Raw genomic sequence first — 26,909 nt, forward strand, 5'->3', positions numbered from 1 at the left:
TGAACCTCGGCAGCTTCAACTACATGATCCTCGCCACCGAGGGATACCAGAGCAGCGGCAACTCCAACATCACGCTGGACGGCTCCACCTCCACGCCGCCTCCGAGCAGCCCGCCCCCCGGCGGCGGTGGCGGGACGATCAGGGGCGTCGGCTCCGGCCGCTGCCTGGACGTGCCCAACGCCAGCACCACCGACGGCACCCAGGTCGCCCTCTGGGACTGCAACGGCAACAGTAACCAGCAGTGGTCCTACACGTCCGCCCAGGAGCTCCGGGTCTACGGCAACAAGTGCCTGGACGCCGCCGGCACCGGCAACGGCGCCAAGGTCCAGATCTACTCCTGCTGGGGCGGCGACAACCAGAAGTGGCGCCGCAACTCCGACGGCACCATCGTCGGCGTCCAGTCCGGACTCTGCCTGGACGCCGCCGGCCAGGGCACCGGCAACGGCACCCAGATCCAGCTCTACTCCTGCTGGGGCGGCAGCAACCAGAAGTGGACCTGGTGAACTGATCCGCGAGGGCTACGGCGAGACCTCTCCTCCTGGTGAGTGACGCCTCCGGTGCGGCGGACGCCGCCGCACCGGAGGTGCGCCGACCGACTCGCCTACCGGGTCTGGTCGGTCGGGCGGATGAGGATCTCGTTGACCGCGACGTGCTCCGGCTGGGTGACCGCGTACACGATGGCGTCCGCGATGTCCTCGGGCTGCAGGGTGCGCATGGACGCGGCCATCTTCCGCGCCATCTCCCGCATCGCGGGGTCCTTGACGTGGGCCATCAGTTCGGTGGCGACGAAGCCGGGTTCGACCACGACGACCCGTACGCCCTGGGCGGTGATCTCCTGCCGCAGCGACTCCGCGAAGGCCGTGATGCCGAACTTCGTCGCCGCGTAGACGCCGCTGTTGGCCGAGGCGATGCGGCCCGAGGTCGAGGAGATCTGCAGGACGGTGCCCTTGCTCTCCAGGAGGTGCGGCAGGGCCGCGTGGACCGTGTACATCGACCCGAGCAGGTTCGTCTCGACCATGCGCGTCCATTCCGAGGTGTCCGCCCCCAGGACCGGGCCGTTGAGCATCACCCCGGCGTTGTTCACCAGGACGTCGAGGGCCCCGAAGCGCTCGACGGTCCTCGCGACGGCGCTGCGCACCGACTCCTGGTCGGTGACGTCCAGTTCGAGAACCAGCACCTCGCCGGGAGCCTTGTCCGCCAGCGACTCCAACCGGTCGGTCCGCCGGGCTCCGACCGCGACACGGGCCCCCTCCGCTGAGAGGGCCAGGGCGGCCGCCTCACCGATGCCCGACGACGCTCCGGTGACGAGGACGACCTTTCCGTCCAACCTGGTGCTCATGTGCTTCCTTTCCCTACATGGTCTCCGCCGCCGTATGACCATGTGCGCACACATGATCTAAACGGACCGGCTGGTCACGTTGAGCGTAACACCAAAGCGGACCGCACGGTCATGTTGGGGGCGTAGACTGCTGGCGGAAGGAGGCACATGACCGGAACGACGTCCGCCGTCCCCTCGCGCAGCGACGCTGTGCGCAACCGCCGGCTGCTGCTGGACGCCGCGGCCGCGATGTTCGCCGAGCACGGAGTCGAGGTGTCGATCGGTGAGATCGCGCAGCGTGCCGGGGTGGGGAAGGGCACGGTCTTCCGCCACTTCTCCTCCAAGGACGAGCTGTTGGCGGCCATCATGCTCGGCATGCTCGGTGAGCTCCTGGACACCGGCACCGCCCTGCTCACGGCCGACGATCCCGGCACTGCGCTGCGGGAGTTCATGGCGGCCGGCGTGGAGCTCTTCGTCAGAGATCGCGCGTTCTGTGAGGTGATCGGACGCCCGTCCCTGCAGCACGCGGAGGTGCGCGACGCCATCGACCGCCTTCGCGACGTCGCGGAGGGGCTCACCGCCCGCGCCCGTCACCAGGGCGTCGTCCGCCCGGACGTCACGGGCACCGACGTCGTACTCCTGCTGGCCGGCATCCAGCACACGGCGGCGCCGTTGCTGGTCACCGAGCCGCAGGCGTGGCGCCGGTACCTCCAACTGGCCCTCGACGGCATCACCACCCAGACAGGGCGGAGCCTTCCGTACCCACCGCCGAGCCGCCTGCCCCTGGCTCCAGCGGATACCGACCAGGCGCGCTAACGGCGCCCGAGGGTGGAAATCGCTTTGCCCGGCGGCGATCGGCATGCCCACACTGATGGGGTGATACCGCTGCTTCCCGTCGCCGACATGGACGACGAGCATCTGGTTGACGCGCTGGCGAGCGCGCCTCGCAGAAGCACGGCCCATCGTGAGCTGCTCCGGCGCGGCAGATCCGCGGTTCCCGCCATCCAGGCCGGTCTCGGCCACGCCGAGGAGGACGTACGCGAACAGTGCTGCAGGCTCCTCGACCAGCTCCTGGTCGAGGAGGCTCTCGACGGGCTGGTCGCGATGCTGAACGACCTGAGCCCGAAGGTGCGGGTGGCGGCGTTGCACGCCCTGGCCTGCGAGCGATGCAAGCAGGACGCGTGCCGGCCGTCCGAGGCCGCTGTGCTGCCGCCCGCGACGCGCCTGCTTCGCGGCGATCCGGACGCCCACGTGCGGGCGATGGCCGTCGAGCTGGTGGCCTCCTTCGCGCACAGCCGCCAGGAGGCGGTCGAGGCGCTGATCGAGGCCAGGGAGCACGACCCGTCCCCGACCGTTCGCAAGAAGGCGGGCTGGTACGCGCCCGGCGGGGTGATCCATCGCCGGACCGCTCCCCGCGCCGGCCGGGCCACCCGGCGCCGGGCGGCCCGCTCAGGAATGCCGAGTGACTGACCCGCGGCCGGGTGTCCGCCTCGGTCCACGAGACGGCTCTCCTCGCTCCGCCGCGCACGACAAGGCACATGTGGCCCGGCCGTGAACCCGGGAATCCTCGGGCAGGCGGCCGGACTGTTCGCCGTGACGAACGTCGACGACATCGTGGTCCTGGCGCTGTTCTTCGCGCAGGGGGCCGTCCACCGAGGTGCGGCCGCACGCATCGTGGCCGGTCAGTACCTCGGTTTCCTCGCGATCCTGGCACTGTCCGTGGCCGCCGCCTTCGGCGCCGCCTTCCTCCCCGAGCAGGCCGTGCCCTATCTCGGCCTGCTGCCGCTCGCCCTGGGCGGCAAAGCCGCCTGGCAGGCGTGGAGGAACCGCGGAGAGGAGGAGAACGGCGAGGAGGGCCGCCCGGCCACGACAGGGCCGAGGACGCTGGAGGTGGCGGCCGTCACCTTCGCCAACGGGGGCGACAACATCGGCGTCTACGTGCCGGTCTTCGCCACCGCCGGTCTCGGCGCGACGAGCGTCCACGTCGCCGTCTTCCTGGCATTGGTCGGGGTCTGGTGCGCCGCCGGACGCTTCTTCGCCACCCGTCCCCTTGTCGCCACGGCCCTCGGCCGGTGGGGACATCTCCTGCTCCCCCTCGTCCTGATGGGCATCGGTCTTCTCATCCTCGTCGAGGGCGGCGCCTTCGGCCTCTGACCGTTCGCCGACGGGTGTCCTCTACGCGCCACCCTGTTCGACGTCCCCAGTGAAGGGGGCCGCGACGGCGGCCTCATCGAGTCGAGGAGGACGAACATGAGCAAAGTCATCACCACGGCGAGCATGTCGCTCGACGGCTTCATCTCCGGGCCGGACGAGTCAGGGTTCGAGCACCTGTTCGCGTGGTACGGGAACGGCGACGTCCCCGTGCCCACCGCGCAGCCCGAGCGCACCTTCCGCATGACGCCGGAGAACGCGCGCCTGTGGGCCGGGCTCACCGCGGCGACCGGCGCGCTGGTGACCGGACGCAGGCTGTTCGACATCACCGGGGGATGGGGCGGCACTCATCCCCTCGGCGTCCCCGTCGTCGTCCTGACGCACACCGTGCCGGACGACTGGCCGCACCCCGACGCGCCGTTCACGTTCGTCACGGACGGGATCGAGAGCGCCGTCGCCGAGGCGCGACGGCTCGCGGACGGCAAGGACGTCGGGGTCGCCGCCGGAACCATGGCGGCGCAGGCCCTGGACGCCGGGCTGCTGGACGAGATCTGGGTGATGCTCACCCCGGTCGTCCTGGGCGGCGGCACCCCCTTCTTCGAGGGTCTCCGGCAGCTTCCCGTCGTCCTGGACGACCCCGAGGTCACCGTCGCCGCGGGCGTGACCCACCTGCGCTACACGCTCCGGCGGTGAGACGGCGTTCCAGGCAGGCACGGCGCCGGCGGAGGGATCGGCGCGTGCCGGTTTGTCGGTGGCAGGCGCAAGAATCGGCTTCATCATGACCACCAGCACGTCGCCGACGGCGCCCTCACGTCCCCTGCCGGTCGAGCTCGTCGACGGGCTCAGCGGCCTGCTCTATCTCGTCCCCCGCGGGCCGCTCACCCTCGACGAATGCGAGGCCCTGTCCGCGGTCCTCGCCGCACGGGCCGCCGCCGTCCGTACGCGAAGAGCGGACGCGGACCGGGGCGCGCCGGTCGCCGGGTAGCCCGGCTGTCAGCCGTGCTCGATGGCTGCGAGGTAGGTCCAGTCGCCGTCGTGGCGGACGAAGCGGCTGTGCTCGTCCATGTGGCCGTCCACGCCGCAGTCGACGTAGTGGGCGCGGAAGCGGACCGTGCCGTCGGTGTGGACGACCGAACCGCCGGTGGTGCCGAGGATCTCCAGCCGTGTCCAGCTCACCCGTCGATCCAGGTCCACGCGCGGGGGACGCGTCGAGGGATGCCAGGTGCGCAGGAGGTAGCCGGCGTCGCCGACGCTGAACGCGCTGAACCGCGACCGCATCAGCGCCTCCGCCGTCGTCGCCGAGGCTGCTCCCCGGTGGAACCGCCCGCAGCAGTCCTCGTACGGCGAGGGCAGCCCGCAGGGGCAGGCAGACCCGGCGGGCTGGCGGGTGGGCCGGTCGCGTCGTGGCACGTTTCCATTCTGCCCCGGGCGCGCGACGGCTTCTCGCAGGCGGGCGGCCTTTAGACCCGCGTTACGACCCGCTCGCTACGGTACGGCCGAAGCCGTCTCGGGAGAGTCGCGGGAGTTACCCATGTCACAGCGGAAGGTGAAGCGCAGGCGCGCCGCCCTGCGGCGTGAGGAGGCCAGGCGCCGGGAGGAGCAGCGGCGTCTGGCGCGCAGGTTCGCGTTCGCCGCCGCCGCCGTCGTGGCGGTCGCGGTCGTCGCGGTGGGGGTCGTGGTGACGGTCTCCGTCCGTTCGCCGGGGACGAGCACCGCGGCCACGAGGAGCACGGCGAGCGCGACGAGCACGGCGGCCACGAAGGGTGCGGCCGCGGGCGCGGCCAGCACGGCGGGCGCGACGAGCGCGGCCAGCGCGGGGGGCGCGGGGTTCGCGGCACGCCCCTCTGCTTCGGCGAGTCCGGCCACCGCGTCGCCCGTCCCCAGCCCGTCGCCCACCCGGTAATCCATCCGGTCGCCCACGCACAGCACGAAGGCGGCAGGCCGGTAAGGCGGGGCCCGGCCTGATCGGGTACCGCCGGCGGGCGGTTCGGCGAGGTCCCGCGGACCGCGCGCACCACGGCACGGTCCGCGCGACGACCGTACGGGGCACCGCATGCGACTCCCGCCGATTGTCGGTGGTCGGTGGTTCAATGAGCTGCCATGAGGGCCAATCGATCCATCCCGGCGTCCACCGTCATACCGGTCCTTGTCTATCCCGACGTGCGGGAGGCCGTGGCGTGGCTGTCGGCGGCCTTCGGGTTCGCCGAGAGGGTGCGGATCGGGGAGAACCACCGCGCCCAGCTCCGGTTCGGCGACGGCGCCGTCATCGTCGGCGACGTCCACGGCGAGCGCCGTCCGCCCCGTCCCGGCGAGGTCACCCACTCCGTGACCGTGCGGGTCGAGGACGCCCGGGCCCACTGCGAGCGGGCCAGGGCGAACGGCGCGCGCATCCTCATGGAGCCGACCGACATGCCGTACGGCGAGCGGCAGTACACGGCCGAGGATCCCGCGGGCCACCTGTGGACGTTCTCCGAGACCCTCGCCGACGTCGCCCCGGAGGAGTGGGGCGGGGAGCTCGTCGATCCCGGATGAGCCCGGGAGCCACACGGCCCGTGAACCTTTCACGGCCCGGCCTCCGGCCGGGCGCGGAGGCGGCGGGACGACCGGCCGCCACCCTGCGGATCCGCCGGGCGCCTCGCTGAACGGCGTCGCCGGATCGTTGACCGCATGATCGGCGCCGTTTACGGTTCCGGTGCGCAATGCCCTGTACCTCGCTCCACGATGACGCGACACGGAGGCATCGATGTCCCGGAAGCTCGTGCGGTTCGTCCCCCTGACCGCCGCGGCCGTACTGGCCACCGCGCTCGCCACAGCGGCGCCCGCCGTCGCCGGTGCGGTCGATCCCGCACCGATCGGCCCGAACCAGTACTTCTCCGGCCTGGTGAACGGGCAGTCAGGCACCTCGACGATCAAGATGGCCTGCTTCGGCCCGGTGTACCCCGGTCAGACCGGCCACCCTCTGGCGGGCCAGACGGTGGAGGTCCGGCGGGCGCTCTCGACCTCGACGACCGGCGTGGGATACACGGGCGGCGCGGCGAAGGCGATCGGGGTCGCCTTCGGCAACGCCACCTCCGCCACCGCGCCCATCGTCCTGCGCTTCTACGGGGCGCCGGCCGAGATCCCCACCTCGCTCAACCTGCCGTGCTACGGAAGCGGGACCGTCTCGTTCGTCCCGGCGCCGTCCAGCCCGTCCGCCCGCCCGGCCACGGTCACGGTGAACTTCGTCGGCCAGCCCTGACCTCGGACGACGGAGGTCCGGCGGCGCCGGGGCACGCCCCTCAGGCCGGCACGCACCTGCGCGGAGACGCGGGCGTCGCCTGATCCGGTCATCCGTACGCCGGGCGTCCCGGGGAGGGCGCCCGGCCACGGCGTGCGGGAGGATGGCCACCGCCGGGCCGCGTCACGGCCGGGCGTGAGGAGGCGGCCGATGTCCATCCAGGTGCGTGCGGGCGGTCCCGGCGACGTCCCGGTGCTGCTCCGGATGTTCGACGACGCCGTGAGCTGGCTGACCGCCCGGGGGAGCGCCGGCCAGTGGGGGACCGAGCCGTGGTCGCGGGACCCCCGGCGGATCGAGCGCGTCCGGGGCATCGCCGCGAGCGGCGGGCTGTCGATCGCCGAGATCGACGGCGTGCCCGCCGGGGCGATCGCGGTCACCGAGCGGCCGCCCGCCCACATTCCCCCGGTGGACGAGCGGGAGCTGTACGTCGACATGCTCATCACCGCCCGGTCCCACACGGGACGCGGGGTCGGCGCCGCCCTGCTCGACGAGGCGCGGGCCGAGGCGCGGACACGGGGCGTCACGCTCCTGCGGGTGGACTGCTGGGCCGGTGGGGACGGCGACCTGGTGCGCTACTACCAGGGCCAGGGCTTCACGCCGACCGGGAAGTTCGACGTCGGCGGCTGGATCGGCCAGGTGTTCGAGCAGCGCCTCACGTGAGCGGGCTCACCGGTAGACGACGGTAGGCCTCCCGTGCCGGGGAACACCATGACCAGCAGCTCCACGGCGCATGACAGCGGAGGCTACCGGCAGGAGCCGGGAGGCGTCAGTGGTCGGTCTCCGCGGGGCGGACGGTCGCGGACCACCGCTGTTCGATGCGGCCGAGGCGCCAGACGCCCAGGGCGACGATCCAGGTGACGAAGAACAGCGCCACGATCACGTATCCGACGTGGTTGAGGTCGAGGCCGGCGACGGCGGCGAGGGGGCCGGTCTCGATGCCGAGCTTGTCGGCGACCAGGCCGACCAGCTCGACGGCGCCCACGATGACGGCGACGGCCACCGACAGGGCCGTGATGGTGATGTTGTAGTAGATCTTGCGGACGGGCTTGGCGAAGGCCCAGCCGTACGCGAAGTTCATGAAGCAGCCGTCGATGGAGTCGAGCAGGCTCATCCCGGCGGCGAAGAGCACCGGCAGGGTCAGCACCGCGTACCAGGGCAGCGCGAACACCGCGGCGCCGCCGGCCAGGACCAGCAGGGAGATCTCGGTGGCGGTGTCGAAGCCCAGGCCGAACAGCAGGCCGACCGGGTACATGTGCCAGGGCTTGCGGACCGCCCGGGTGGCGCCGCCGAGGATGCGGTTCATGAAACCGCGCTTGTCGAGCTGCTCCTCCAGTGCCGCCTCGTCGTAGTCCCCGCGGCGCATGCGCCGGAAGACCTTGACGATCTGCCACAGCACCACGGTGTTGATCAGAGCGATGATCATGAGGAAGACGCCGGAGACCAGGGTGCCGATGAGCCCGGTGACGACCTGCAGGGTGGAGGCCTCGTTCTCCACCTGGCCCGCCAGGGCCCGCACGCCGATCCCGAGCAGCAGGCACAGCCCGAAGACCACCGACGAGTGCCCGAGCGAGAACCAGAACCCGACCGAGACGGGGCGCTGGCCGTCGCTCATCAGCTTCCGGGTGGTGTTGTCGATCGCGGCGATGTGGTCGGCGTCGAACGCGTGCCGCATGCCGAGCAGGTACGCGGTGACGCCCAGGCCGACGGTGAAGCCGCCCGCGGTGCCGAGCTGGTAGTGGCGCGGGACGATCAGGGCGATCAGCGAGAACCAGCCGACGAGGTGGAGCGCGATGACGAACAGGGCCATCCCGCCGATGCGCCGCCACTCCCCGCGGGAGACGGCGCGGATGGGGACGGGTGTGCTCATGTGCCACTCCGGGTGTCGCGGGGATCGGCGGCGAAGGCGTGGGCACGCCCGGTACGACATCTCCCCTTATTTGCAAACTCCTCGCAACTACAAATATCAGGCGATCATTCGTGGAGCGCAAGGGGGTGGCACACGAGGTGCGGCGGGTCAGGCGGCGCGCACCGCCTCCATGGCCGCCTCCAGCGAGGGCTCGACCTCGAACGCCTCGTACAGGCCGGAGATCACCATCATCCGTTCCAGGTAGGCGGGCAGGGCGGCCAGGATCAGCCGCCGGCCGGAGTCGTGGCGCTGGTCCAGCAGCCGGGCCAGCACGACCAGGGCCGAGGAGTCGGCGAACGTCAGCTCGCGGAGCACGATGACCAGGACGCGGTCGTCCCCCGTCTCCCGCCACGCCGCGCCGACCCGCTCCTGGAAGCGGTCGGCGTTGCGGTAGTCCACCTCTCCGGCCACGTCGGCGACGAGGCACTCCTCGTGGGGGAAGATGACGAGGCGGAAGCCGTCGTCCGTCTGCTCTGGCATCGATCATCCCGTCATGTGCTCGCGGGTTCCGGGCAAGCGCCTGCGCCCATGTCTACCCATGTTCTCGGGCTGCTCACGACCGTGCGCACGCTTCTACTCACCGGTACGCAGCGGGAGGCGCAGGACGAAGCGAGCACCGGACGGGCTGTCCTCGATGGCGAGCGTGCCTCCGTGGCACTTGGCGATCTCCCGGGCGATCGGCAGGCCGAGGCCGGTGCCGCCGACGTCCCTGCTGCGGGCCGTGTCCAGCCTGGTGAAGCGCTGGAAGACGACCTCCCGCTGATCCCGGGGGACGCCGGGCCCGTCGTCGAGCACCTCGGCGACCGCGCTGCCGTGCGGGTGGCCCGGATCAGCGGGCTCGGCGCGGACGGTCACGACGATGGTGGTGGCGGCGTGCCGTTCCGCGTTGTCGAGGAGGTTCCCGAACAGGCGGGAGAGCTGGAGGCGGTCGCCGAGGATCTCCGTCCCGTGGTCCAGGCGCCTGACCACGTTCTTCGCCGGGCCGCGCTGGTCGAGCTCCTCGTCGACGAGTTCGGCCAGGTCGATCGGACGGTGGTCGGCCGGCGCCCTGGCGTCGAGCCGCGACAGCGTGAGCAGATCGGTGGTGATCGCCTGCAGCCGGTCCAGACTGGGCAGGAGGGAGCGGGCCACGGCCACGACCTCCCGGCTCTCCCCCGCCAGCAGCACGTCCTCCACCTGGGCGCGCATCGCGGCCAGCGGGGTGCGCAGCTCGTGGGAGGCGTCCGAGGCGAAGCGGCGCTGCTGCCGCATCGCCGTCTCGAGCCGTTCCAGCGTGCGGTTCACGCTCTCGGCCAGATGCTGGATCTCGTCCCGGCTCGGCGGCACCGGCACGCGCTGCCCCGGAGAGGTCAGGTTGATCACGTCCAGCTCGGTCTGGATGGCGGTCACCGGCCTGAGGGAGGCGGCCGCCGTACGGCGCCCGAGGCAGGTGACGACCACGACGAGCAGGACCGCGCCGCCGATGACCGCCGCGATCAGCCGGACGTTCCGCCACGGGGGAACGAACGGTGAGGCGGAGTAGACGACCCAGTCGCCTCCCTGACGGTGGGCGCGCTGGGCCACGACGATGTCGCACTCGCCCCGGGGGAAGGTGCCGCCGCAGACGACGGAGGTGGCGGCCCGCCTGCCGTCGGGGACGAAACGCCACATCACCGGCTTTCCCTGAAGCGCGGGCGTCGTCGCGATGATCCTTCCCTGGGCGTCGACGACCTGGATGTTGCGGTGCGGCCGGTCGGCGAGGGGGAAGTCGAGCCGGCCCCGCTCGACCTGGAGGGCGACGCGCCCGCCGGCCGCGGCCACCTCCGCCCGCAGGTTCGCGGCGGTGAAACGATCGACGGCGATCATCAAGGAGATCGCCAGCAGGGCGGAAAGCACGGCCGCCACGGCGCTGGTGAAGAGCGTGATGCGGGTTGTGATGGGCAAGCGTCCCGCGCTCATCGTCCACCCCTTCGACCAGTGGACCACACGCCCCCTGGGGCGACGGCGACGGGGTTCGCGAGGGCCCCGGCGCGGGGGATCGCGCCCGCGCAGAACTACAGAAGTAGTGCCTTCCACAACTATGGTAGTGAAAGGCACTACGATGGTAGTGTCAGAGTATGGCGAACCGGCGCGACGACCTCCTCGACGCGGCGATCCAGGTCCTCGGCGAGCGCGGGATGCACGGCCTGACCCATCGGGCCGTCGACACCGCGGCGGGCGCGCCGGCCGGCTCGTCGTCCAACCACTTCCGCACCAGGGAGGCGCTGCTCACCGCCGTCGTCGAGCGGTTCGCCGAGCGTGAGCGCGCCAACTGGGAGGACATCGCCGTACGGGTCTCCCCCACGACGCCGCTGGAGCTGGCCCGCGTGACGGCGCTGTTCGCCCAGGACGCCGTGGGCCCGCGGCGCGTCCTCACACTGGCCAGGTACGCGATCCTCGTCGAGGCCGCGATCACCCCGTCGCTGCGGGCGCAGCTGACGGCCACCGGGAGCCGCGTGGACGCCTGGTTCACCAACTGGCTCCGCATCGCCGGCTCCCCGGACCCGGAACGTCACGCGCCGATCATCATGAACCACGCGACGGGGATCATCCTGCACCAGCTGGCCAACCCCGATCCGGCGTTCGATCCGTTCCCGCAGATGTCGGCGCTCGTCACCGCCCTCATCCACCCCCAGCCCGCGGAGGTGTCTCATGACCGCCGATCAGCCCCCGACCGGCCTCCTCGACCGCGACCAGGTGTGGCGGGCCATCGATGAGCAGCGCGCGCGGGTCACGGACCTGCTCCGATCGCTCACCGACGAGGAGTGGGGGCGGCCCTCGCTGTGCCGGGGATGGACCGTGCGGGACGTCGCCGCGCACCTGACCCTCCAGCAGGTCGGCCTCGGCGCCGCCCTCGCGATGACCGTCAGGGCCCGCGGTGACCTCGACCGGGCCATCGAACGGGCCGCCCGTGAGCGGGCCGGCGCGCTGTCGACGGAACGAATGATCGACGAGATCCACGGCATGATCGGGTCTCGCCGGCACAATGTCGGGGTCACCTGCCGCGAGACGCTCATCGACATCCTCGTCCACGGTCAGGACATCGCCGTCCCGCTCGGCCGTACCCTCCGCATCCCGCCGGAGGCCGCGGCGGCGGCGGCCACCCGGGTCTGGACGATGCGCTGGCCGCCGCCGTTTCCCGCCGTACGGACGATGCGGGCATTCCGGGTGACCGCCACGGACACGGCCTGGTCGGCGGGCGAGGGCGCGGAGGTCCGCGCGCCCATCGGCGCGATCCTGCTGCTGGCCGCCGGGCGCCTCGTCGCGTTGCCGGAGCTGTCCGGCCCGGGCGCGGCCGCCCTCACCGCCCGCCTTTCTGCGCCGGCGGCGCGGGGGCGTAAAAATGCGGTGCGATCGGGCGAGGACCGCCGATAGCGTCGGCGCTCGTGGCCCCACAACGCGTCCGCCCTCCCCTGGTCGCCGACGAGCGCACCCAGCTCCTCGGCTGGCTCGACATGCAACGGGCGATCATCCACTGGAAGTGCGAAGGGCTGTCCGACGAGGACGCCCATCGGCCCGTCCTGCCGAGCTCCCCTCTCATGACGATGGCGGGTCTCGTCTCCCACCTGCGATGGACCGAGAACACCTGGTTCGAGGTCCTGTTCCTCGGGCGTCCCGCCGAGGGGCCGCAGTTCGCGGACGATCCGGAGGACGCCGACATGAGGGTGGACGGCGTGCCGCTCGCCCGGCTCCTCGACGACTACGAGCGGCAGTGCGCGGTCTCCAACGAGATCGTCGCGGCCCACTCGCTCGACGAGGTGGGCCGCCACCCGGAGTTCCGCTCGGCCGGCGCCACCCTGCGGTGGATGCTGATCCACATGGTGGAGGAGACCGCCCGGCACGCCGGCCACGCCGACGCCGTCCGCGAACTGCTCGACGGCCGGGTCGGCTACTACTGACGCCTGAGGGATCCCGATGCGCATCGTCATGCCGCTGTTCGACCGGTTCACCGCGCTCGACGTCGTCGGACCGTACGAGGTCCTGAGGTTCCTGCCGGACGCGGAGATCGTGTTCGCCGCGGCCACGCCCGGCCCGGTCAGGGACGGGGCCGGACGGCTCACCCTCACCGCCGAGGCGGCGTTCGCCGAGATCGCCTCCGGCGACCTGCTCCTCGTCCCCGGAGGCCCGGGCACTCGCGGGCTCGTCCACGACGACGCGCTGCTCGGCTGGATCCGGCGCCTGCACGGCACGACGACCTGGACGACCTCTGTCTGCACCGGGTCCCTGCTGCTGGCGGCCGCGGGGCTGCTCGACGGGCTGCCCGCCACCACGCACTGGAACGCCGCCGACCTCCTCGAGTCGTTCGGCGCCTCCTACACGCCCGAGCGCGTCGTCTTCCAAGGGAAGATCGTGACCGCGGCCGGGGTGTCGTCCGGGATCGACATGGCGCTGTCGCTGGTGGAGCTGCTCACGGACCGGACGACCGCCGAGGCCGTCCAGCTCGCCATCGAGTACGACCCGCGCCCGCCGTTCGACGCGGGCTCGCCCGACAAGGCCCCTCGGGAGGCCAGGGACCTGCTCGCCCGCAGTCTGCGGCGGTGACGGCGGCGCTCGGCGGCCGTCGCCGGTCTCAGGCGGCCGCGGCGTAGGAGCCGGTGGTCAGCTCGTCGAGCAGGCCCTTCGCGGTGGCCCGCCAGCCGAACAGCCGCTCGGCCCGGGAGGCGTCGAGCGGCGAGGAGCGGACGAGCACCGCGGCGTACGGGCCGAGGGCCTCGGCCGCCTGCTCGAAGGTGATCGAGACAGCCCGGGTAGCGGTGATCCGGGCGACGGCCTCGGCGATCTCGCGCATCGAGGCCGGCTCGCCGGAGGACGCGTTGACGACCGTGCCGCCGGTGCCCCGCTCCACGGCGGCGACGTACAGCCGGGCGAGGTCGTCCACGTGCACCGACGACCAGCGGTTGGCGCCCTCGCCGATGTAGGTGGCCGCTCCCCGGGCCCTCGCCCCGCCGATCATCCCCTCCAGCAGGCCGGAGCCGCCCCGGCCGTACACGAGGGCGGCGCGGACGACGATCCCCGCCGCCTTCTCGTGGGCGAGGACGGCCCGCTCGCCATGGATCTTGTACGGCTGGGGGGACGCCGCCGGGTCGACCGGGTGGTCCTCGTCCACCGGAACGCCGCCGGTGTCGGGGTAGACGAGCCCGGTGCTCGTGTAGACGAACGGCCGCCCGCCGTCGGTCCCGTCCAGCATCGCCCCGAGGGCGTTCCGCTCGATCTCCGGCATCCGGGGGTTCAGGTAGTCGACGGCCGTGTGGACCACGGCGTCGGCGCCGGCCACGGCCGCGCGCAGGACGTCGAGGTCCTCCAGGCCGCCCGCGACGGCGGTGAGCCCGAGCCGCCCGGCCCGCTCCCGGGACCCCTCCGACCGCGCGAGCGCCGAGACCGTGTGCCCGGCGCCGAGGAGGTGCTCGGCGACGACCCCGCCCAGGTATCCGGTCGCCCCCGTCATGAACACGTGCATCGTGTGCCGCTTCCTTCCGTGGTGCCCGGCTCCGTGCCGGACCCTTTCCTCCACGGTGCGCGGGGGCGGCCGGCGCAGCCAGGGACCATGGGTCCATGGCTGGGCCGCCCGGGGGACGCGTACGGTGACGGCATGGACAGACTGGCCCTGGCGGAGTTCCTGCGCGGCAGGCGCGAGCGGATCGCGCCGTCCGACGTGGGCCTGCCGCGCGGTCCACGCCGGCGCACCCCGGGACTGCGCCGCGAGGAGGTCGCGCAGCTCGCCCACATCTCGGTCGACCACTACACCCGGCTGGAGCAGGCCCGGGGCCGGCGTCCGTCCCGGGGCGTGCTCGCCGGCATCGCCCGCGCCCTGCGGTTGTCGGACCAGGAACGGGCCCACCTGTTCGCGCTCGCGGGGGAGCTCGAGGACGACCGGCGGGCGGGGCCGTCCCGCGAGGTGCCCGCCGGCACGCTGAACCTGATCGACCGGCTCACGGACGCGGCGGCCATCGTCGTCGACCCCACCTGCCGTGTGCTCGCCTGGAACCCGCTGGCCGCGGCGCTGTTCGAGGACTTCTCGGCCCTGCCGGGCGGCGAGCGCAACGTCATCCGCCGCTACTTCCTCCATCCGGACAGCCGTCACCGCTCGTACGGCATGGGCGATCCCGAACGGTTCGCGCTCACGGCGATCGGGTACCTGCGCGTCGCGGTGGCCCGCTATCCGGACAGCCGCGAGCTGAAGACGCTCATCAGAGAGCTGCTGGAGGGCAGCGAGGAGTTCGCCCGGCTCTGGAGCTCCCACCAGCTCGACATCGAGCACCACCACCGGCAGACGGTCCATCACCCGGAGGTCGGGCCGATCGAGCTCGACTACGACGTGCTCAGCGTTCCGGACCAGGACCAGCAGGTGGTGATCTTCACGGCCGAGCCCGGCACCGAGGCGTACCGGACGCTCCAGCTGCTCAAGGTCATCGGCACCCAGCGCATGGACGTCGACGCCTGACATCGGGCGTCGGCCGGATCTCTGACACGAATTCCGCTCTGGCAGAATCCACAGTGTGAAACGCGCGGTGCAGCAGACGACACGCGACCTGCGTCGCCACAACCGCTCCACCCTGCTGTCGTCTCTGTACCTGCAGGGGCCGCTGAGCCGGCAGGACCTGATCAAGGAGTCGGGCCTGAGCTCGGCCACCGTCAGCAACGTCGTCTCCGACCTGATCGGCGACGGCGTCGTCGAGGAGGCCGGGCTGGTCGGGTCCGACGGCGGCCGCCCGCGCACCCTCATCCGCGTGCGCGGCGACTTCGGCAGGGTCGTCGGCGTGGACATCGGCGAGACGCACGTCCAGATCGGCCTGTTCGACTACACGCTCGACACGATCACGACGGCCACCTACCCCATCGCCGGCATCAGCCTGGAGCCGGAGGCGGTGGCCCGGCTGGTCGTAGCCGGGATCGACCAGGTGACCGCGGAGGTCGGGCTGAACCCCGCCGACCTGCTCGGCGTCGGCGTCGGCGTCCCCGGCGCGGTGGCGACCGCGGCCCACGAGCTCGTCTACGCGCCGACCCTCGGCTGGTCGGCCGCCCCCCTCGCCGACCTGATGCGCCGGGACGTCTCCGTCCCCCTCTACATCGACAACTGCGCCCGCACCCTGGGCAAGGCGGAGATGTGGCGCGGCGCCGGCCGGGGGTCGAGCCGGGCGGTCGTCGCCCTCATCGGCGTCGGCGTCGGCGCGGCGGTCACCACGGCGGCCGACCCGCTCCGCGACGCCACCAGCATGACCAGCGAGTGGGGCCACACGGTCATCAACGTGGACGGCCGGCCGTGCCGGTGCGGCTCGCGCGGCTGCCTGGAGGCGTACGTCGGAGCCGAGACCATCCTGGAGGACTACCTGTCGCTCCCGGGCGCCCGGTCGTTCGAGAGCGACCACACCGAACGGCGGCTCGCCGAGCTGGTGGAACGGGCGGCGCAGGGTCCGGGCCCCGAGGCCGAGATCCTCGGCAGGACCGCGAAGTACCTGGGCATCGGCATCGCCAACCTCGTCAACCTGCTCAGCCCCGACCTGGTCGTGCTGTCGGGGTGGGCGGGGGCCATGCTCGGGCCCGCCATCCTGCCCGCCGTGCGGGACACGGCCACCCGGCACGCGCTCACCTACCTGCACGGCCAGGTACGGATCAAGCTGGGCGAGCTGGGGACGGAGGCCGTGGCGATGGGCGCCGCGACGCTGCCGGTGATGCAGGTCCTCGCCAACGGCGGCTTCCCCCTCCAGCGGGCTACCGCATAGGCGCCGATTGACCGTTTTGCCGAAGGGACTTAACTTAAGTCATGGACTAAGTACCCTGACCGTGGTGCGGAGCGCCACCGGAGATCCCCTCGGAGTTCAGATGACGTCACGTCCTGCCGACAGCCGCCTCTACATCGACGGAGCGTGGCGGCCGTCGGCATCCGGCCAGGTCGGCGACGTGGAGGAGAAGGCCACCGGTGCGCGCATCGGCGGCTACGCCCTCGGTGACGAGCGTGACGTCGACGAGGCGGTGGCCGCGGCTCGGGCCGCGCAGCCGGGATGGGCCGCCCTCGCCGCCCCCGAGCGGGCCTCCTATCTGCGGAAGATGGCCGACTACCTGCGCGAGCACTACGAGGAGCTCGTCACCCAGAGCATGCGGGAGACCGGCGGCGTACGGGCCAAGGGTGAGGACGAGGTGTCGACCGGCATCCGCCAGCTCGACATCTCCGCCGTCCAGGCCACGGAGAACGCGGGCGAGATCCTGCCGCCGTACAAGGCCGGGAAGCTGTCGCTGTCGCGGGTCGTGCCGCTGGGCGTGATCGGCGTCATCACGCCGTGGAACTACCCCCTCAACCTGGCGATGCGGGCGGTGGCGCCCGGCCTCGCGTTCGGCAACACGATCGTGCTCAAGCCGGCCGAGCTGTCGCCGGTCATCGGCGGGCAGGTGCTCGCCGAGGCCGCCGACCACGCGGGGCTGCCGCCCGGGGTCCTCAACGTGGTGACCGGCGACGGTCCCTCGGCCGGCTGGGCGCTGGCCACCCACCGCGGGTTCGACCTGGTCGACTTCACCGGCTCGCGCTCGGTGGGTCTCGCCATCGCCGCCGCCGCAGCGGCCGAGCTGCGCCCGATCCGGCTGGAGCTCGGGGGCGATAACGCGTTCCTCGTCCTCGACGACGCCGACGTCGAGCTGGCCGCGTCGAGCGCCATGATCGCGTCGCTGGAGTTCCAGGGCCAGACGTGCATCAGCTCCAGTCGCCACATCGTCGTACGGGACGTCGCGGAGGAGTACGTCGCGGCGGTGACCCGGCGCGTGGAGGCCCTGCGCGTGGGCGACCCGATGAGCGGCGAGGTCGAGCTCGGGCCGCTGATCAGCGTGGCCCAGCGGGACCGGGTGCACCAGCGGATCGTCGAGCCCTCGGTCGCCATGGGGGCGAAGCTCGTCACCGGCGGCACGTACGACGGCCTCTTCTACCGGCCGACCGTGCTGACCGGCGTCACCCCCGAGATGCCGGCGTTCACCGAGGAGATCTTCGGGCCCGTCATCCCGATCACCGTGGTCGAGGACGAGGAGGAGGCGATCGCGCTGACGAACGGCCACCCCATGCTGATGAACTCGGTCTTCACCGCAGATCTCATGCGGGGCATGCGGGTCGCGGAGCTGCTGCAGGCCGGCGAGGTGCACGTCAACGACGCGCACGCCCGGCACGGCGCCGAGAACCAGATGCCCGGCTTCACGCGCCGCCAGTGGATCGGTGTGCAGCGCACCCCGCTGACCCTCCCGGCGTGGACGGCCGACCCGGCGGGCCGGGCGTGAGCGGGAGCGAGCGCAGGGCGCTCATCGTCCGCGGCGGCTGGGAGGGCCACGTCCCCGTCGAGGCGACCGACCTGTTCCTGCCGTCGCTGAAGGAGGCCGGTTTCGCGGTCACGATCAGTGAGGACCTGGACGTCTACCGGGACGCGGAGCTGCTGGCCGCCACCGACCTGATCGTCCAGTGCTGGTCGATGGGAACGCTCACAACGGAGCAGTGCGCCGGCCTCGTCTCGGCGGTCCACGCGGGCACCGGGTTCGCCGGATGGCACGGCGGCGTGGTGGGGACGTTCAACGAGAGCCTCGACTACCTGCGGATGGTCGGCGGCCTGTTCCTGCACCACCCGCCGGACTTCCTCGACTACCGGGTCACGATCGTCCCCGAGCACGCGGACCACCCGATCGTCGCCGGGCTGGGGGACTTCGACGTCACCACCGAGCAGTACTGGATGCTCACCGACTCCCACAGCACGGTTCTGGCCCGCACCTCCATCGAGGCCGGGAACGGCGGCCACGGGGGCGACCCGGTCGACATGCCCGTGGTCTGGACCCGCCGCTGGGGCGCCGGGAAGATCTTCTTCTCCGCCATCGGGCACCGGATCGCCGACCTCACGCCGCCGACGGTCCGCACGCTCACCGAGCGCGGCCTGCTCTGGGCCGCACGATGAACGCCGCGGGCGTGGTGCTCGCCATGTTCCCCAACCTGCCGTCCCGGCTGTTCCCGGGGGAGTGCGGAGACCGGCTGCGCGCCGTCGCGGGCGGCGACCCCGGGCCGCCGCTCACCGGCTTCACCACCCGCGAGGAGCGCGAACGGCTGGCCGGGGCGCGGATCCTGCTGACCGGATGGGGGAGCCCGGTGATCGACGAGATCGCGCTCGCGTCCACGCCGAACCTGGTCGCCGTGGTCCACGCGGCCGGCACGGTCAAGGCCCACGTCACCCCCGCGGTGTTCGAGCGGGGGATCGCGGTGAGCTCGGCGGCCGACGCGAACGCGGTGCCGGTCGCCGAGTACACCCTGGCCGTGATCCTGCTGGCCAACAAGGCCGTGCCGGACCTGGCCAGGCAGTACCGCGCCCGGCGCTCGGCCATCGACCTGATCGAGGAGTTCCCCCGCATCGGCAACTACGGCAAGACCGTGGGCCTGGTCGGGGCCTCCCGCATCGGCCGCCGGGTCGCCGAGCTGCTCCGCCCGTTCGACCTGGAGGTGCTGGTCAGCGACCCGTACCTGGACGAGGCCGGGGCGGCGGCGCTGGGCGCGCGCCTGGTGTCCCTGGACGAGCTGTTCCGCGCGTCCGACGTCGTGTCGCTGCACGCGCCCGCCGTCGAGGCGACGCGCGGCATGGTGACCGGGGCGCTCCTCGCGTCCATGCGCCCGGGCGCCACCCTCGTCAACACGGCACGGGGATCGCTGGTGGACCAGGACGCCCTGGTGGCCGAGCTGGGCCGCGGGCGCATCCGGGCGGTCCTCGACGTCACCGAGCCCGAGATCACGCCGCCGGGGTCGCCGCTGTGGGAGCTGCCCAACGTCGTCCTCACCCCGCACGTCGCGGGGTCCCTCGGCACGGAGCTCGTACGACTCGGATCGCACGCCGTGGACGAGGTGGCGAGGGTCGTGGCGGGCCACCCCCTGGGCCACCCCGTCGACCTCGCGGTCCTGTCGGTCACGGCCTGACGCGTGGCCGGCGCCGTCGAGGGGCGACCGGCGGCGGCCGGATCAGCGCGGACGCCGCCAGAAAACAGCCCTGTATCAATGTTTCGGATGTGTTGACGGCCAATGGCTAGAGACTTACCTTAAGTCTTGTACAAAGCCTGGGCCGACGTGGTCGGCGCTTCATACGGCGACCCGCGGGTCTGGCGAATCGTCCTCGAACCCTCCTCGAGAAGACGGCATTTCCGGCCTTGTCCAGGGTCTCCAGGGTCCCCGGTTCGTAGCACACGGAAGCGAAGGAATGGCGATGAAAGCGAGCCATGCAGGGTTCACGGGCGTGATGCTGGCGGGCGTCCTGCTCGCCGCGGGCTGCGGCGGCAGCGAGAGCGGCTCGACCGCCCCGGCTCCGGCCTCCGGGGCGTCCTCGGCCGCCGCCGGCCCGGTCAATCTGACGTTCTGGGACTGGGACCCCAACATGGACAAGGTGGTGGCGCTCTGGAACGACGCCCACCCCGACATCCATGTGACCCTGGCCAACCCGGCCGGCGGCGACCAGCTGGTCAGCAAGATGATCACGGCCCACCAGGCCAAGAACGGCCCGGACATCGCCAAGGTGGAGTATCAGTCGCTGCCCGCCCTCGTCTCCGGCGGCGTCGTCCGCGACATCACCGACCTGACCAAGGACACGGTGACCAAGTTCGACGACGTCACGCTGAAGTCGACCCGCTTCGAGGGCAAGGTCTACGGCATCCCGCAGGACTTCGCGCCGCTCATGCTGTTCTACCGGACCGACGTGTTCAAGAAGTACGGCATCGACGTCCCCACCACGTGGGACGAGTACGCCAAGGCGGCGGCCGACCTGCACAAGAAGGCGCCGAAGGTGTACATGACGAACTTCGACGCCGGCGACCCCGGCTGGTTCACCGGCCTCGTCCAGCAGGCGGGGGCCGACTGGTGGACCACGAGCGGAACGTCGTGGCACGTCGACATCAACGGGGCCCCCTCGAAGAAGGTGGCCGACTACTGGGAGAATCTGGTCAAAAGCGGCATCGTCCAGAAAAATCCTTCTTTCTCTCCCCAGTGGAACAAGCAGATGAATGACGGGACCCTGGCCACCTGGATCTCCGGCGCCTGGGCTCCGGCCCAGCTCGGCGGGATCGCCCCGGCCACCAAGGGCAAGTGGGCGGTGGCCCCGCTCCCGGCCTGGACGGCGGGCGACCCCACCACCGGCATCTGGGGCGGCTCGGCGACGACGGTCACGACCGACTCCAAGCACCCGGCCGAGGCGGCGCAGTTCGCCGCCTGGCTGAACACCGACGACGCCGCGGTCAGCGCGCAGATCGAGAACATCAACGTCTACCCGGCCTCCACCTCGGGCCGCTCGCTTCCGCCCCTGAAGTCGGCCCCGCCGTTCCTCCCCAACCAGGCCGACTACTACGACGTCGTCGGGAAGGCCGCGCCGTCCGCCCGCGCGTTCTCGATGTGGGGGCCGAACGTCACCGTGACCTTCAGCAGCTACACCGACGCGTTCGGCGCGGCGCTGCAGTCCGGCACGCCCTTCAGCGGAGCGCTCGACAAGATGCAGGACGCGACCGTGGCGGACATGAAGAAGCTCGGCTTCTCGCTCAGCTGACCTCCCCAGACGTGAGGCCCCACGGGACCTTCACCTGAGAGCCGCCGGGGTCCGCGAGGGCGGGCCCCGGCCGACCATCTCCTCCGCCGGCAGGGCCCGGGTAAGGCGATCGACGACATGGTGACAACTGCTGCGACATCGAGGCGGAGATCCCACCGCCTCCCGTACCTGCTGGTCCTGCCGGCGGTGCTGCTCTTCCTGCTGTTCGTCCTGGCGCCGGGCGTCTACGCCCTGGTCCTCAGCTTCCAGGCCCGCAAGGTCACGGGCGGCCTGCTCGGCTCGACCAGCAAGGTGGTGTACGCCGGGCTGGACAACTACCGGAGCGTGCTCGGCGACTCGGCCCTGTGGACGAGCACGCTGCGGATGGTCGCCGTCGGCGCGATCGTCATCCCGGTCACGGTGGGCCTGGCGCTGCTGTTCGCCCTGCTGCTCGACACGCCGCGGGCCCGGCTCGTCCGGTTCTCACGGCTGTCGATCTTCCTGCCGTACGCGGTCCCCGGCGTGATCGCCACGCTGCTGTGGGGCTTCATGTACCTGCCGGCGACCAGCCCCATCGGCGGCCACTACGTCGACTTCTTCGGCTCCACGCAGGTGTTCTTCTCGGTGGCGAACATCTGCGTGTGGGGCGGGGTCGGCTTCAACATGGTGGTCATCTTCACCGCCCTGCGCGCGCTGCCACCCGAGATCTACGAGGCGGCCCGCATCGACGGCGCCTCCGAGACGCAGATCGCGCTGCGGATCAAGGTGCCCATGGTGCTCCCGGCCGTCGCCATGTGCACGCTGTTCACCGTGCTCGCGGCGCTCCAGCTGTTCAACGAGCCGAACACGCTGAAGCCCCTGTCCAACGCCATCTCCTCCGACTGGGTCCCGCTGATGAAGATCTACACGGACGCGTTCGTCAACGCGGACATCTACCACGCCGCGGCCACCTCGATCGTCTTCGCCGCGGGCGTGCTGATCGTGTCGTTCGCCGCCGCGCGCATGGTGCAGTCGCGCGCCGACCTGGCCGGGAAGGGCGAATGATGACCGCGGTGACGGCGGCGGGAAGCATCGGGCGCACGGGTGCCTCGCGGAGCGGGCGGCGCCGCCGGGTGGCCCTGCTCCCCACGGTGGCGCTGGTGGTGGGCGCGCTCTACTGCATCGTCCCCACCCTGTGGATCCTGATCGCGTCGACGAAGTCGCCCGCCGAGCTGTTCTCGACGGAGACCTACCTGCCCTCGTTCAGCGGCGGCCTCGCCGGCAACGTCCGCGACCTGTCGTCGTACGGGGGCGGCGTCTACTGGCACTGGATGCTCAACAGCTTCCTCTACGCCACGATCGGCGGGCTCGCCGCCTCGACGGTCTCGGCCTGCGCCGGGTACGCGATCGCGAAGTACGCGTTCCGAGGGCGGAAGCTGCTGTTCAACGCGATCCTCGCGGGCGTCCTGCTCCCCCAGATCGTGCTGGCCATCCCGCAGTACCTCCTGCTGTCGAAGGTCGGGCTCAACGACAGCTACGCCTCGATCATCCTCCCCCAGCTGTTCAACCCGTACGGCATCTACCTGTGCCGGATCTACGCCGCCGCCTCGGTGCCCGACAGCGTGCTGGAGGCGGGACGGATGGACGGCGCGAGCGAGTTCCGGCTGTTCCGCTCGGTCGGGCTGCGGCTGATGGGGCCCGGTCTCGTCACGGTCTTCCTGCTCCAGTTCATCGTGATCTGGAACAACTTCCTGCTGCCTTTCGTGATGGTGACGAGCGACGACAAGTTCCCGCTCACGGTCGGCCTGTACAGCATGCTCCGGCACGGCGCGGACGAGGCGGCGCTCTACTCCCTGGTCATCACCGGCACCCTGCTGTCGGTGATCCCGGTCATCGCGCTGTTCCTGTCGCTGCAGCGCTACTGGCGGATCGACCTGGTCACCGGCGCCCTGAAGTAGCGGCCTGATCGGGGCTGTGGGCGGGCGTGGCGGCCCGTCCGCAACGAGCGGGCGGATTCGCCGCGAAGTCATTGCCGCGATACGCGGACGGGCGTACCTTCCGGGCATGGGCGTCATGCACAAGAACCGCGTGGCATGGGACAGTGCTCGGGTGTTCGTGGCCGCCGCGAGCGCCGACACCTACTGGTGGCTCAGCGAAGCCGTCGGACAGCAGTTGGGCGCCAGGTATCAGACGAATCTCGCCGAGACCCGGCGCCGGCTGCAGACCGAGGACGCCGTGTCGATCGAGGCGGGCGCCTGGCGGGCCCGCCTGTTCGACCTGCTCGACGGGCGGCCCGACCTCGCCCCCCATGTGGTGCGGCTCACCGAGGAGGCCGCCCGCCGCATGGCGAGCTAGGTCCTTTCCGCCTCGCCGGGCCGTCGCGTCGTCCACAGGCTGTGGACGACGTCCGGGAACAACGCGCGCTCACGGTGAGCCGGAGGCGGCCGGCCGTCCGAGGGCCTCCGCGACGAACATGCGCTCGGAGTGCGGCAGGCGGGCCGCGTCCAGCGACGCGATCGGAATCAGCCGGCGCACCGCCTCACCGGGCGCCCGGCGCTCGTCCGCCGCATCGGTCCCCGCCTGAACCTGCGCCTGAACCTGCGCCTGAACCTGCGCCTGAACCCCCGCCGTCTCACCGGGTGCCGCCGCCTGGACCAGCGCTGCTCCCTCCGCTGCGGCGACCGCCTCGTGCGGCAGCGGCGCGGTGAAGGCGAGGCGGCGGCCGGGGAGGCCGGACGCTGAAACGTAGTCGTCCGCCCCCACGAACCTGGCCTCTCCGTCGGTCCCCAGCCCGGCCAGGGCGTCCTCCACCCCTTCCCCCGGCCGTACGACGGCGGAGGGGAGGCGGTCGGTCTCGGCGTCGGAGAGCACGAGCACCGCGTCGCTGCGCAGGCCGACGAGGCAGACCGTCACCTCGGAGAACCCGGCCCGGACGGCCTCCGCGCCCAGATCCCGCGCGCCGGGCCGCTCCCAGCCGTGCAGGCTGAAGGCCGACCCCGCGTGGACGGCCTCGATGCCGGCCCGCGCGTACGGCACCGTGCGCTCGGGCAGCCGGTCGAGCGGGAACCAGGCCAGCTCCGCGCACTTGTGCGGCTCGGCGTTCACCGGCGTCCCGGTGACCGTCGCGGCCGTGAGGAACAGCCCGATCCGCGCGGTGCCGCCCGCGTTGCGGTGGTGCATCACGTGCGCCACCTCGCATCCCGCCACCTCGATGCCCAGCTCCTCCCGGGCCTCCCGCACCGCGGTGCCGACGACCGACTCCCCCTCCTCCAGGTGCCCGGACGGCATGATCTGCCACTCGCCGTCGGCGTACCCGGTGCCCTGGCGGCGGCCGAGCAGCACCCGCCCCTCGTGGAGCAGCAGCAGGTGCACGTCGACCACCGGCCGGAAGCGCCCGGGGGCGTAGGCGGCCGAGTCGAGCAGCGCGGGCAGCGACGGACCGGCCTCGGCCAGGAACTCCCCCAGCTCGGCGGGCACGAGGGCCAGCTCGCGCGCCTTCTCCGGCCGTACGCGCTGGATCTCGTGGATCCCGATGTCCGGCTCCAGGAACTCGGGGCCGCTGCGGCGCGACAGGTCCATCGAGACCAGGCGGCAGGCGAAGACGGTGCCCAGATGCCCGGGCTCCACCAGCGTGAACACGCGCAGCGCCGGTCCGGCGACCGCCCCGAGCTCCTCGTCGAGCTCGCGGCGCAGGGCCAGCTCCGGCGAGGCGTCGCCGGGCTCGACCCCGCCCCCCGGCGTGATCCAGTACGGCTCGCGCCCCGGACGCAGCCGCTTGAACAGGACGATCTCGTCCCCGTCGAACAGGAGGGCCCGTACGCTGTGCCGCACTGACGTCATGGGCCTCATCCTGTCCCATCCCCCGCCCCTCAAGGGTGATCCCCCTGCGGCTGTGGACAACGTCCTGAATACGGTGAGGGGAGACGACGGAAGGGGACGACCATGCGCGTTGCGGTGCTGGGCATGGGCCGCATGGGCCGGGCGCTGGCCCGGCGGCTGCTCGCCCACGATTTCGCGGTCGCCGTGTGGAACCGGACGCCCGGACGCGCGGCCGAGGTGCTCGACGCGGGCGGCGAGGAGGCGGCGACGCCCGAGGCGGCCGCCGCGGGCAGGGACGCCGTGCTGCTGTCGCTGGCCGACGACGAGGCGGTGCGCGAGGTGATGGAACGCTTGTGGGGCATCGAGCCCGGGCCGGTCGTGGTGGACACGAGCACGATCTCGCCCGCCGCCTCCCGGGCGGCCCGCGACCTCGCCCCCGGCAGGAGCTACGTGGCCGCGCCGATCGCGGGCGGGCCCACGATGGTGATCGAGGGCAAGGCGACCGCGCTGATCGGCGGCGACCGCGCGCTCGTCGAACGGCTGGAGCCGATCTGGGCCGACGTCTTCTCCTCCACCGCGTACTGCGGGGAGGACCCCGGCACGGCCGTGGCGTACAAGCTGCTCAACAACTACCTGCTGATGTCGGGGCTGGCCGCGCTCGGCGAGGTGGTGGCGACCGCGCAGGCACTCGGGCTCGACGAGGGCCTCACGCGGGCGCTGCTCCTCCAGTGGCCGACGGTCGCCCCGATGCTGCACGGCCGCCTCGACGACCTGATCACGGGGGACCACGGCGGCTGGTTCACGACTCGGCTGGGCGCCAAGGACCTGCGCCTGGCCCGCATGCTCGCGGCGGGCGCGGGCGTCGACCTCCCCCTCGCCCGCCTCGTCGAGAGGCGGTATGAGGAGGCGGCCGAAAAGGGATGGAGCGACCACGACATCGCCGCCGTGGTCGAGCTCCTGCGACAGTGAGAGGCAATGACATGACGGACATGACCTACCGCCGGCTTGGAGACTCGGGGCTGGTCGTCTCGGCCCTCGGCCTGGGCGCCAACAACTTCGGCCGGCGGATCGATCTGGACGCCACCCGCGCCGTGGTGGACGCCGCCCTCGACCTCGGCGTCACGCTCATCGACACCGCCGACATCTACGGCGAGTCGGAGACGTACCTGGGCGAGGTGCTGAAGGGCCGCCGCGACCAGGTGGTGCTGGCCACGAAGTTCGGCGGCGACGTGCAGGGGGACAACGGCCCCGACTGGGGCGCCCGCGGCTCCCGCCGCTACATCCGCAAGGCGGTCGAGCGGTCGCTGCGCCGTCTGCAGACCGACTGGATCGACCTCTACCAGCTGCACTTCCCCGACCCCTCGACGCCGATCGAGGAGACCCTGTCGACCCTGTCCGACCTGGTCCGCGAGGGCAAGGTCCGGTACGTCGGATCCTCCAACCTGACGGGCTGGCAGGTGACCGACGCCGACTGGATCGCCCGTACGGAGGGGTACGAGCGGTTCGTCAGCGCCCAGAACGAGTACAGCCTGCTCGACCGGCGGGCCGAGCGCGAGCTGGTCCCCGCCCTGCTGCACCACGGCATCGGCCTGCTGCCGTACTTCCCGCTGGCCAACGGCCTGCTGACGGGCAAGTACCGCCGCGGGTCGGACGCGCCGGAGGGGACGCGCCTGGCCGATCGCCCGCAGTACCTCACGGACGAGCGCTTCGACGTCGTCGAGCGGCTGGACGACTTCGCCCGCAGGCAGGGCGTGACGCTGCTCGACGTCGCCATCGGCGGTCTCCTCGCGCAGCCCGCCGTGTCCTCGGTGATCGCCGGCGCGACCCGTCCCGAGCAGATCAAGGCCAACGTGGCCGCGGCCGCGTGGCAGCCGGACGACGAGGTGCTGGCCGAGCTCGACGAGATCGCCCCCCGCCCAGCCTGACCGCCCC

General features: G+C 72.2%; 32 protein-coding genes. 24 read left to right on the forward strand and 8 right to left on the reverse strand.

Annotated elements, in window-relative coordinates; all coding sequences use genetic code 11:
* The coding region (locus Mco01_RS34565) for an RICIN domain-containing protein (RefSeq protein ID WP_204061031.1) at window positions 1-503 on the forward strand (503 nt) is incomplete at its 5' end.
* 98 nt (window positions 504-601) lie between these two features.
* Here the strand turns inward: Mco01_RS34565 and Mco01_RS34570 are convergent.
* Window positions 602-1,339, reverse strand: coding sequence for an SDR family NAD(P)-dependent oxidoreductase (locus tag Mco01_RS34570; protein WP_204061032.1), 738 nt, complete (start codon window positions 1,337-1,339; stop codon window positions 602-604).
* A gap of 147 nt (window positions 1,340-1,486) precedes the next feature.
* Here Mco01_RS34570 and Mco01_RS34575 point away from each other — a divergent pair, with 147 nt between their 5' ends.
* The 5 genes from Mco01_RS34575 to Mco01_RS34595 all read left to right on the forward strand — a co-directional run bounded on the left by Mco01_RS34575 (window position 1,487) and on the right by Mco01_RS34595 (window position 4,454).
* Window positions 1,487-2,134, forward strand: a complete 648-nt coding sequence (locus Mco01_RS34575; protein ID WP_204061033.1) for a TetR/AcrR family transcriptional regulator — start codon at window positions 1,487-1,489, stop codon at window positions 2,132-2,134.
* Between the two features lie 60 nt (window positions 2,135-2,194).
* Window positions 2,195-2,788 (forward strand): HEAT repeat domain-containing protein, encoded by a 594-nt coding sequence (locus Mco01_RS34580; RefSeq protein WP_204061034.1) that lies wholly within the window; start codon window positions 2,195-2,197, stop codon window positions 2,786-2,788.
* An 81-nt stretch (window positions 2,789-2,869) separates the two neighbouring features.
* Complete coding sequence (locus Mco01_RS34585; RefSeq protein WP_204061035.1) at window positions 2,870-3,472, forward strand: cadmium resistance transporter; 603 nt, start codon at window positions 2,870-2,872, stop codon at window positions 3,470-3,472.
* Window positions 3,473-3,568: 96 nt separating this feature from the next.
* The gene (locus tag Mco01_RS34590) at window positions 3,569-4,162 is read left to right on the forward strand and encodes a dihydrofolate reductase family protein (RefSeq protein ID WP_204061036.1); all 594 of its coding nucleotides are present in this window, start codon (window positions 3,569-3,571) and stop codon (window positions 4,160-4,162) included.
* Between the two features lie 85 nt (window positions 4,163-4,247).
* Window positions 4,248-4,454: a hypothetical protein gene (locus Mco01_RS34595; protein WP_204061037.1), complete on the forward strand. Its 207-nt coding sequence runs from the start codon at window positions 4,248-4,250 to the stop codon at window positions 4,452-4,454.
* An 8-nt stretch (window positions 4,455-4,462) separates the two neighbouring features.
* Here Mco01_RS34595 and Mco01_RS34600 read toward each other — a convergent pair whose 3' ends face one another.
* On the reverse strand, window positions 4,463-4,879 hold the full coding sequence (locus Mco01_RS34600; RefSeq protein WP_204061038.1) for a YchJ family protein: 417 nt from the start codon (window positions 4,877-4,879) through the stop codon (window positions 4,463-4,465).
* 75 nt (window positions 4,880-4,954) lie between these two features.
* On the reverse strand, window positions 4,955-5,377 hold the full coding sequence (locus tag Mco01_RS34605) for a hypothetical protein (RefSeq protein WP_204061039.1): 423 nt from the start codon (window positions 5,375-5,377) through the stop codon (window positions 4,955-4,957).
* A 192-nt stretch (window positions 5,378-5,569) separates the two neighbouring features.
* Between Mco01_RS34605 and Mco01_RS34610 the strand changes: the two genes are divergently transcribed.
* The 3 genes from Mco01_RS34610 (at window position 5,570) to Mco01_RS34620 (ending at window position 7,406) form a co-directional block, all read left to right on the forward strand.
* On the forward strand, window positions 5,570-6,001 hold the full coding sequence (locus Mco01_RS34610; protein WP_204061040.1) for a VOC family protein: 432 nt from the start codon (window positions 5,570-5,572) through the stop codon (window positions 5,999-6,001).
* 211 nt (window positions 6,002-6,212) lie between these two features.
* Window positions 6,213-6,707, forward strand: coding sequence for a hypothetical protein (locus Mco01_RS34615; protein ID WP_204061041.1), 495 nt, complete (start codon window positions 6,213-6,215; stop codon window positions 6,705-6,707).
* Window positions 6,708-6,896: 189 nt separating this feature from the next.
* Window positions 6,897-7,406, forward strand: coding sequence for a GNAT family N-acetyltransferase (locus Mco01_RS34620; protein WP_307825733.1), 510 nt, complete (start codon window positions 6,897-6,899; stop codon window positions 7,404-7,406).
* A gap of 106 nt (window positions 7,407-7,512) precedes the next feature.
* Here Mco01_RS34620 and nicT read toward each other — a convergent pair whose 3' ends face one another.
* The 3 genes from nicT to Mco01_RS34635 form a co-directional block, all read right to left on the reverse strand.
* Window positions 7,513-8,613 (reverse strand): Nickel transporter NicT, encoded by a 1,101-nt coding sequence (nicT, locus tag Mco01_RS34625; protein WP_204061042.1) that lies wholly within the window; start codon window positions 8,611-8,613, stop codon window positions 7,513-7,515.
* Between the two features lie 147 nt (window positions 8,614-8,760).
* A complete protein-coding gene (locus Mco01_RS34630) occupies window positions 8,761-9,132 on the reverse strand; it encodes an STAS domain-containing protein (RefSeq protein WP_204061043.1) in 372 nt (123 codons plus the stop codon).
* A 93-nt stretch (window positions 9,133-9,225) separates the two neighbouring features.
* Window positions 9,226-10,590: a sensor histidine kinase gene (locus Mco01_RS34635; protein ID WP_204061044.1), complete on the reverse strand. Its 1,365-nt coding sequence runs from the start codon at window positions 10,588-10,590 to the stop codon at window positions 9,226-9,228.
* A 158-nt stretch (window positions 10,591-10,748) separates the two neighbouring features.
* Between Mco01_RS34635 and Mco01_RS34640 the strand changes: the two genes are divergently transcribed.
* Genes Mco01_RS34640 through Mco01_RS34655 form a run of 4 tightly spaced genes read left to right on the forward strand, consistent with a single transcriptional unit; the run spans window position 10,749 to window position 13,212 of the window.
* The gene (locus Mco01_RS34640; RefSeq protein WP_204061045.1) at window positions 10,749-11,387 is read left to right on the forward strand and encodes a TetR/AcrR family transcriptional regulator; all 639 of its coding nucleotides are present in this window, start codon (window positions 10,749-10,751) and stop codon (window positions 11,385-11,387) included.
* Window positions 11,323-12,045 (forward strand): maleylpyruvate isomerase family mycothiol-dependent enzyme, encoded by a 723-nt coding sequence (locus Mco01_RS34645; protein WP_204061046.1) that lies wholly within the window; start codon window positions 11,323-11,325, stop codon window positions 12,043-12,045. Before Mco01_RS34640 ends, Mco01_RS34645 begins: the two co-directional genes overlap by 65 nt.
* 11 nt (window positions 12,046-12,056) lie before the next feature.
* Window positions 12,057-12,569, forward strand: coding sequence for a DinB family protein (locus tag Mco01_RS34650; RefSeq protein WP_204061047.1), 513 nt, complete (start codon window positions 12,057-12,059; stop codon window positions 12,567-12,569).
* A gap of 16 nt (window positions 12,570-12,585) precedes the next feature.
* On the forward strand, window positions 12,586-13,212 hold the full coding sequence (locus Mco01_RS34655; RefSeq protein ID WP_204061048.1) for a DJ-1/PfpI family protein: 627 nt from the start codon (window positions 12,586-12,588) through the stop codon (window positions 13,210-13,212).
* A 28-nt stretch (window positions 13,213-13,240) separates the two neighbouring features.
* On the opposite strand, the gene Mco01_RS34660 is transcribed toward Mco01_RS34655, so the two are convergent.
* Window positions 13,241-14,128 (reverse strand): NAD-dependent epimerase/dehydratase family protein, encoded by an 888-nt coding sequence (locus tag Mco01_RS34660; RefSeq protein ID WP_204061049.1) that lies wholly within the window; start codon window positions 14,126-14,128, stop codon window positions 13,241-13,243.
* A 132-nt stretch (window positions 14,129-14,260) separates the two neighbouring features.
* On the opposite strand from Mco01_RS34660, the gene Mco01_RS34665 reads away from it, so the two are divergent.
* From Mco01_RS34665 to Mco01_RS34705, 9 genes are all read left to right on the forward strand, one after another.
* Window positions 14,261-15,112 (forward strand): helix-turn-helix transcriptional regulator, encoded by an 852-nt coding sequence (locus Mco01_RS34665; RefSeq protein WP_204061050.1) that lies wholly within the window; start codon window positions 14,261-14,263, stop codon window positions 15,110-15,112.
* A 55-nt stretch (window positions 15,113-15,167) separates the two neighbouring features.
* Window positions 15,168-16,391 carry an ROK family transcriptional regulator gene (locus Mco01_RS34670; protein WP_204061051.1) on the forward strand — a complete coding sequence of 408 codons (1,224 nt, stop codon included), beginning with the start codon at window positions 15,168-15,170 and terminating at the stop codon, window positions 16,389-16,391.
* Window positions 16,392-16,491: 100 nt separating this feature from the next.
* Entirely contained in the window at window positions 16,492-17,925 is a 1,434-nt protein-coding gene (locus tag Mco01_RS34675; protein WP_204061052.1) for an aldehyde dehydrogenase family protein, read from the forward strand.
* A complete protein-coding gene (locus tag Mco01_RS34680; RefSeq protein WP_239104135.1) occupies window positions 17,895-18,587 on the forward strand; it encodes a ThuA domain-containing protein in 693 nt (230 codons plus the stop codon). Before Mco01_RS34675 ends, Mco01_RS34680 begins: the two co-directional genes overlap by 31 nt.
* Complete coding sequence (locus Mco01_RS34685; RefSeq protein ID WP_204061053.1) at window positions 18,584-19,591, forward strand: hydroxyacid dehydrogenase; 1,008 nt, start codon at window positions 18,584-18,586, stop codon at window positions 19,589-19,591. The genes Mco01_RS34680 and Mco01_RS34685 overlap by 4 nt, the downstream gene beginning before the upstream one ends.
* Window positions 19,592-19,874: 283 nt before the next feature.
* Window positions 19,875-21,200, forward strand: a complete 1,326-nt coding sequence (locus Mco01_RS34690) for an ABC transporter substrate-binding protein (RefSeq protein WP_204061054.1) — start codon at window positions 19,875-19,877, stop codon at window positions 21,198-21,200.
* Window positions 21,201-21,317: 117 nt separating this feature from the next.
* The gene (locus tag Mco01_RS34695; protein WP_204061055.1) at window positions 21,318-22,223 is read left to right on the forward strand and encodes a carbohydrate ABC transporter permease; all 906 of its coding nucleotides are present in this window, start codon (window positions 21,318-21,320) and stop codon (window positions 22,221-22,223) included.
* A complete protein-coding gene (locus Mco01_RS34700; RefSeq protein WP_204061056.1) occupies window positions 22,223-23,116 on the forward strand; it encodes a carbohydrate ABC transporter permease in 894 nt (297 codons plus the stop codon). Before Mco01_RS34695 ends, Mco01_RS34700 begins: the two co-directional genes overlap by 1 nt.
* A gap of 106 nt (window positions 23,117-23,222) precedes the next feature.
* Window positions 23,223-23,513: a hypothetical protein gene (locus tag Mco01_RS34705; protein WP_204061057.1), complete on the forward strand. Its 291-nt coding sequence runs from the start codon at window positions 23,223-23,225 to the stop codon at window positions 23,511-23,513.
* A 69-nt stretch (window positions 23,514-23,582) separates the two neighbouring features.
* Here Mco01_RS34705 and Mco01_RS34710 read toward each other — a convergent pair whose 3' ends face one another.
* Window positions 23,583-24,998: an NUDIX hydrolase gene (locus Mco01_RS34710; protein ID WP_239104136.1), complete on the reverse strand. Its 1,416-nt coding sequence runs from the start codon at window positions 24,996-24,998 to the stop codon at window positions 23,583-23,585.
* Window positions 24,999-25,100: 102 nt separating this feature from the next.
* Between Mco01_RS34710 and Mco01_RS34720 the strand changes: the two genes are divergently transcribed.
* Both Mco01_RS34720 and Mco01_RS34725 read left to right on the forward strand, forming a co-directional pair.
* Window positions 25,101-25,946, forward strand: a complete 846-nt coding sequence (locus Mco01_RS34720) for an NAD(P)-dependent oxidoreductase (RefSeq protein ID WP_204061058.1) — start codon at window positions 25,101-25,103, stop codon at window positions 25,944-25,946.
* Window positions 25,947-25,957: 11 nt separating this feature from the next.
* Window positions 25,958-26,902, forward strand: coding sequence for an aldo/keto reductase (locus Mco01_RS34725; protein ID WP_204061059.1), 945 nt, complete (start codon window positions 25,958-25,960; stop codon window positions 26,900-26,902).
* Window positions 26,903-26,909 lie beyond the last annotated feature (7 nt).

The sequence above is a fragment of the Microbispora corallina genome (assembly GCF_016863035.1).
Classification (GTDB): Bacteria; Actinomycetota; Actinomycetes; order Streptosporangiales; family Streptosporangiaceae; genus Microbispora; species Microbispora corallina.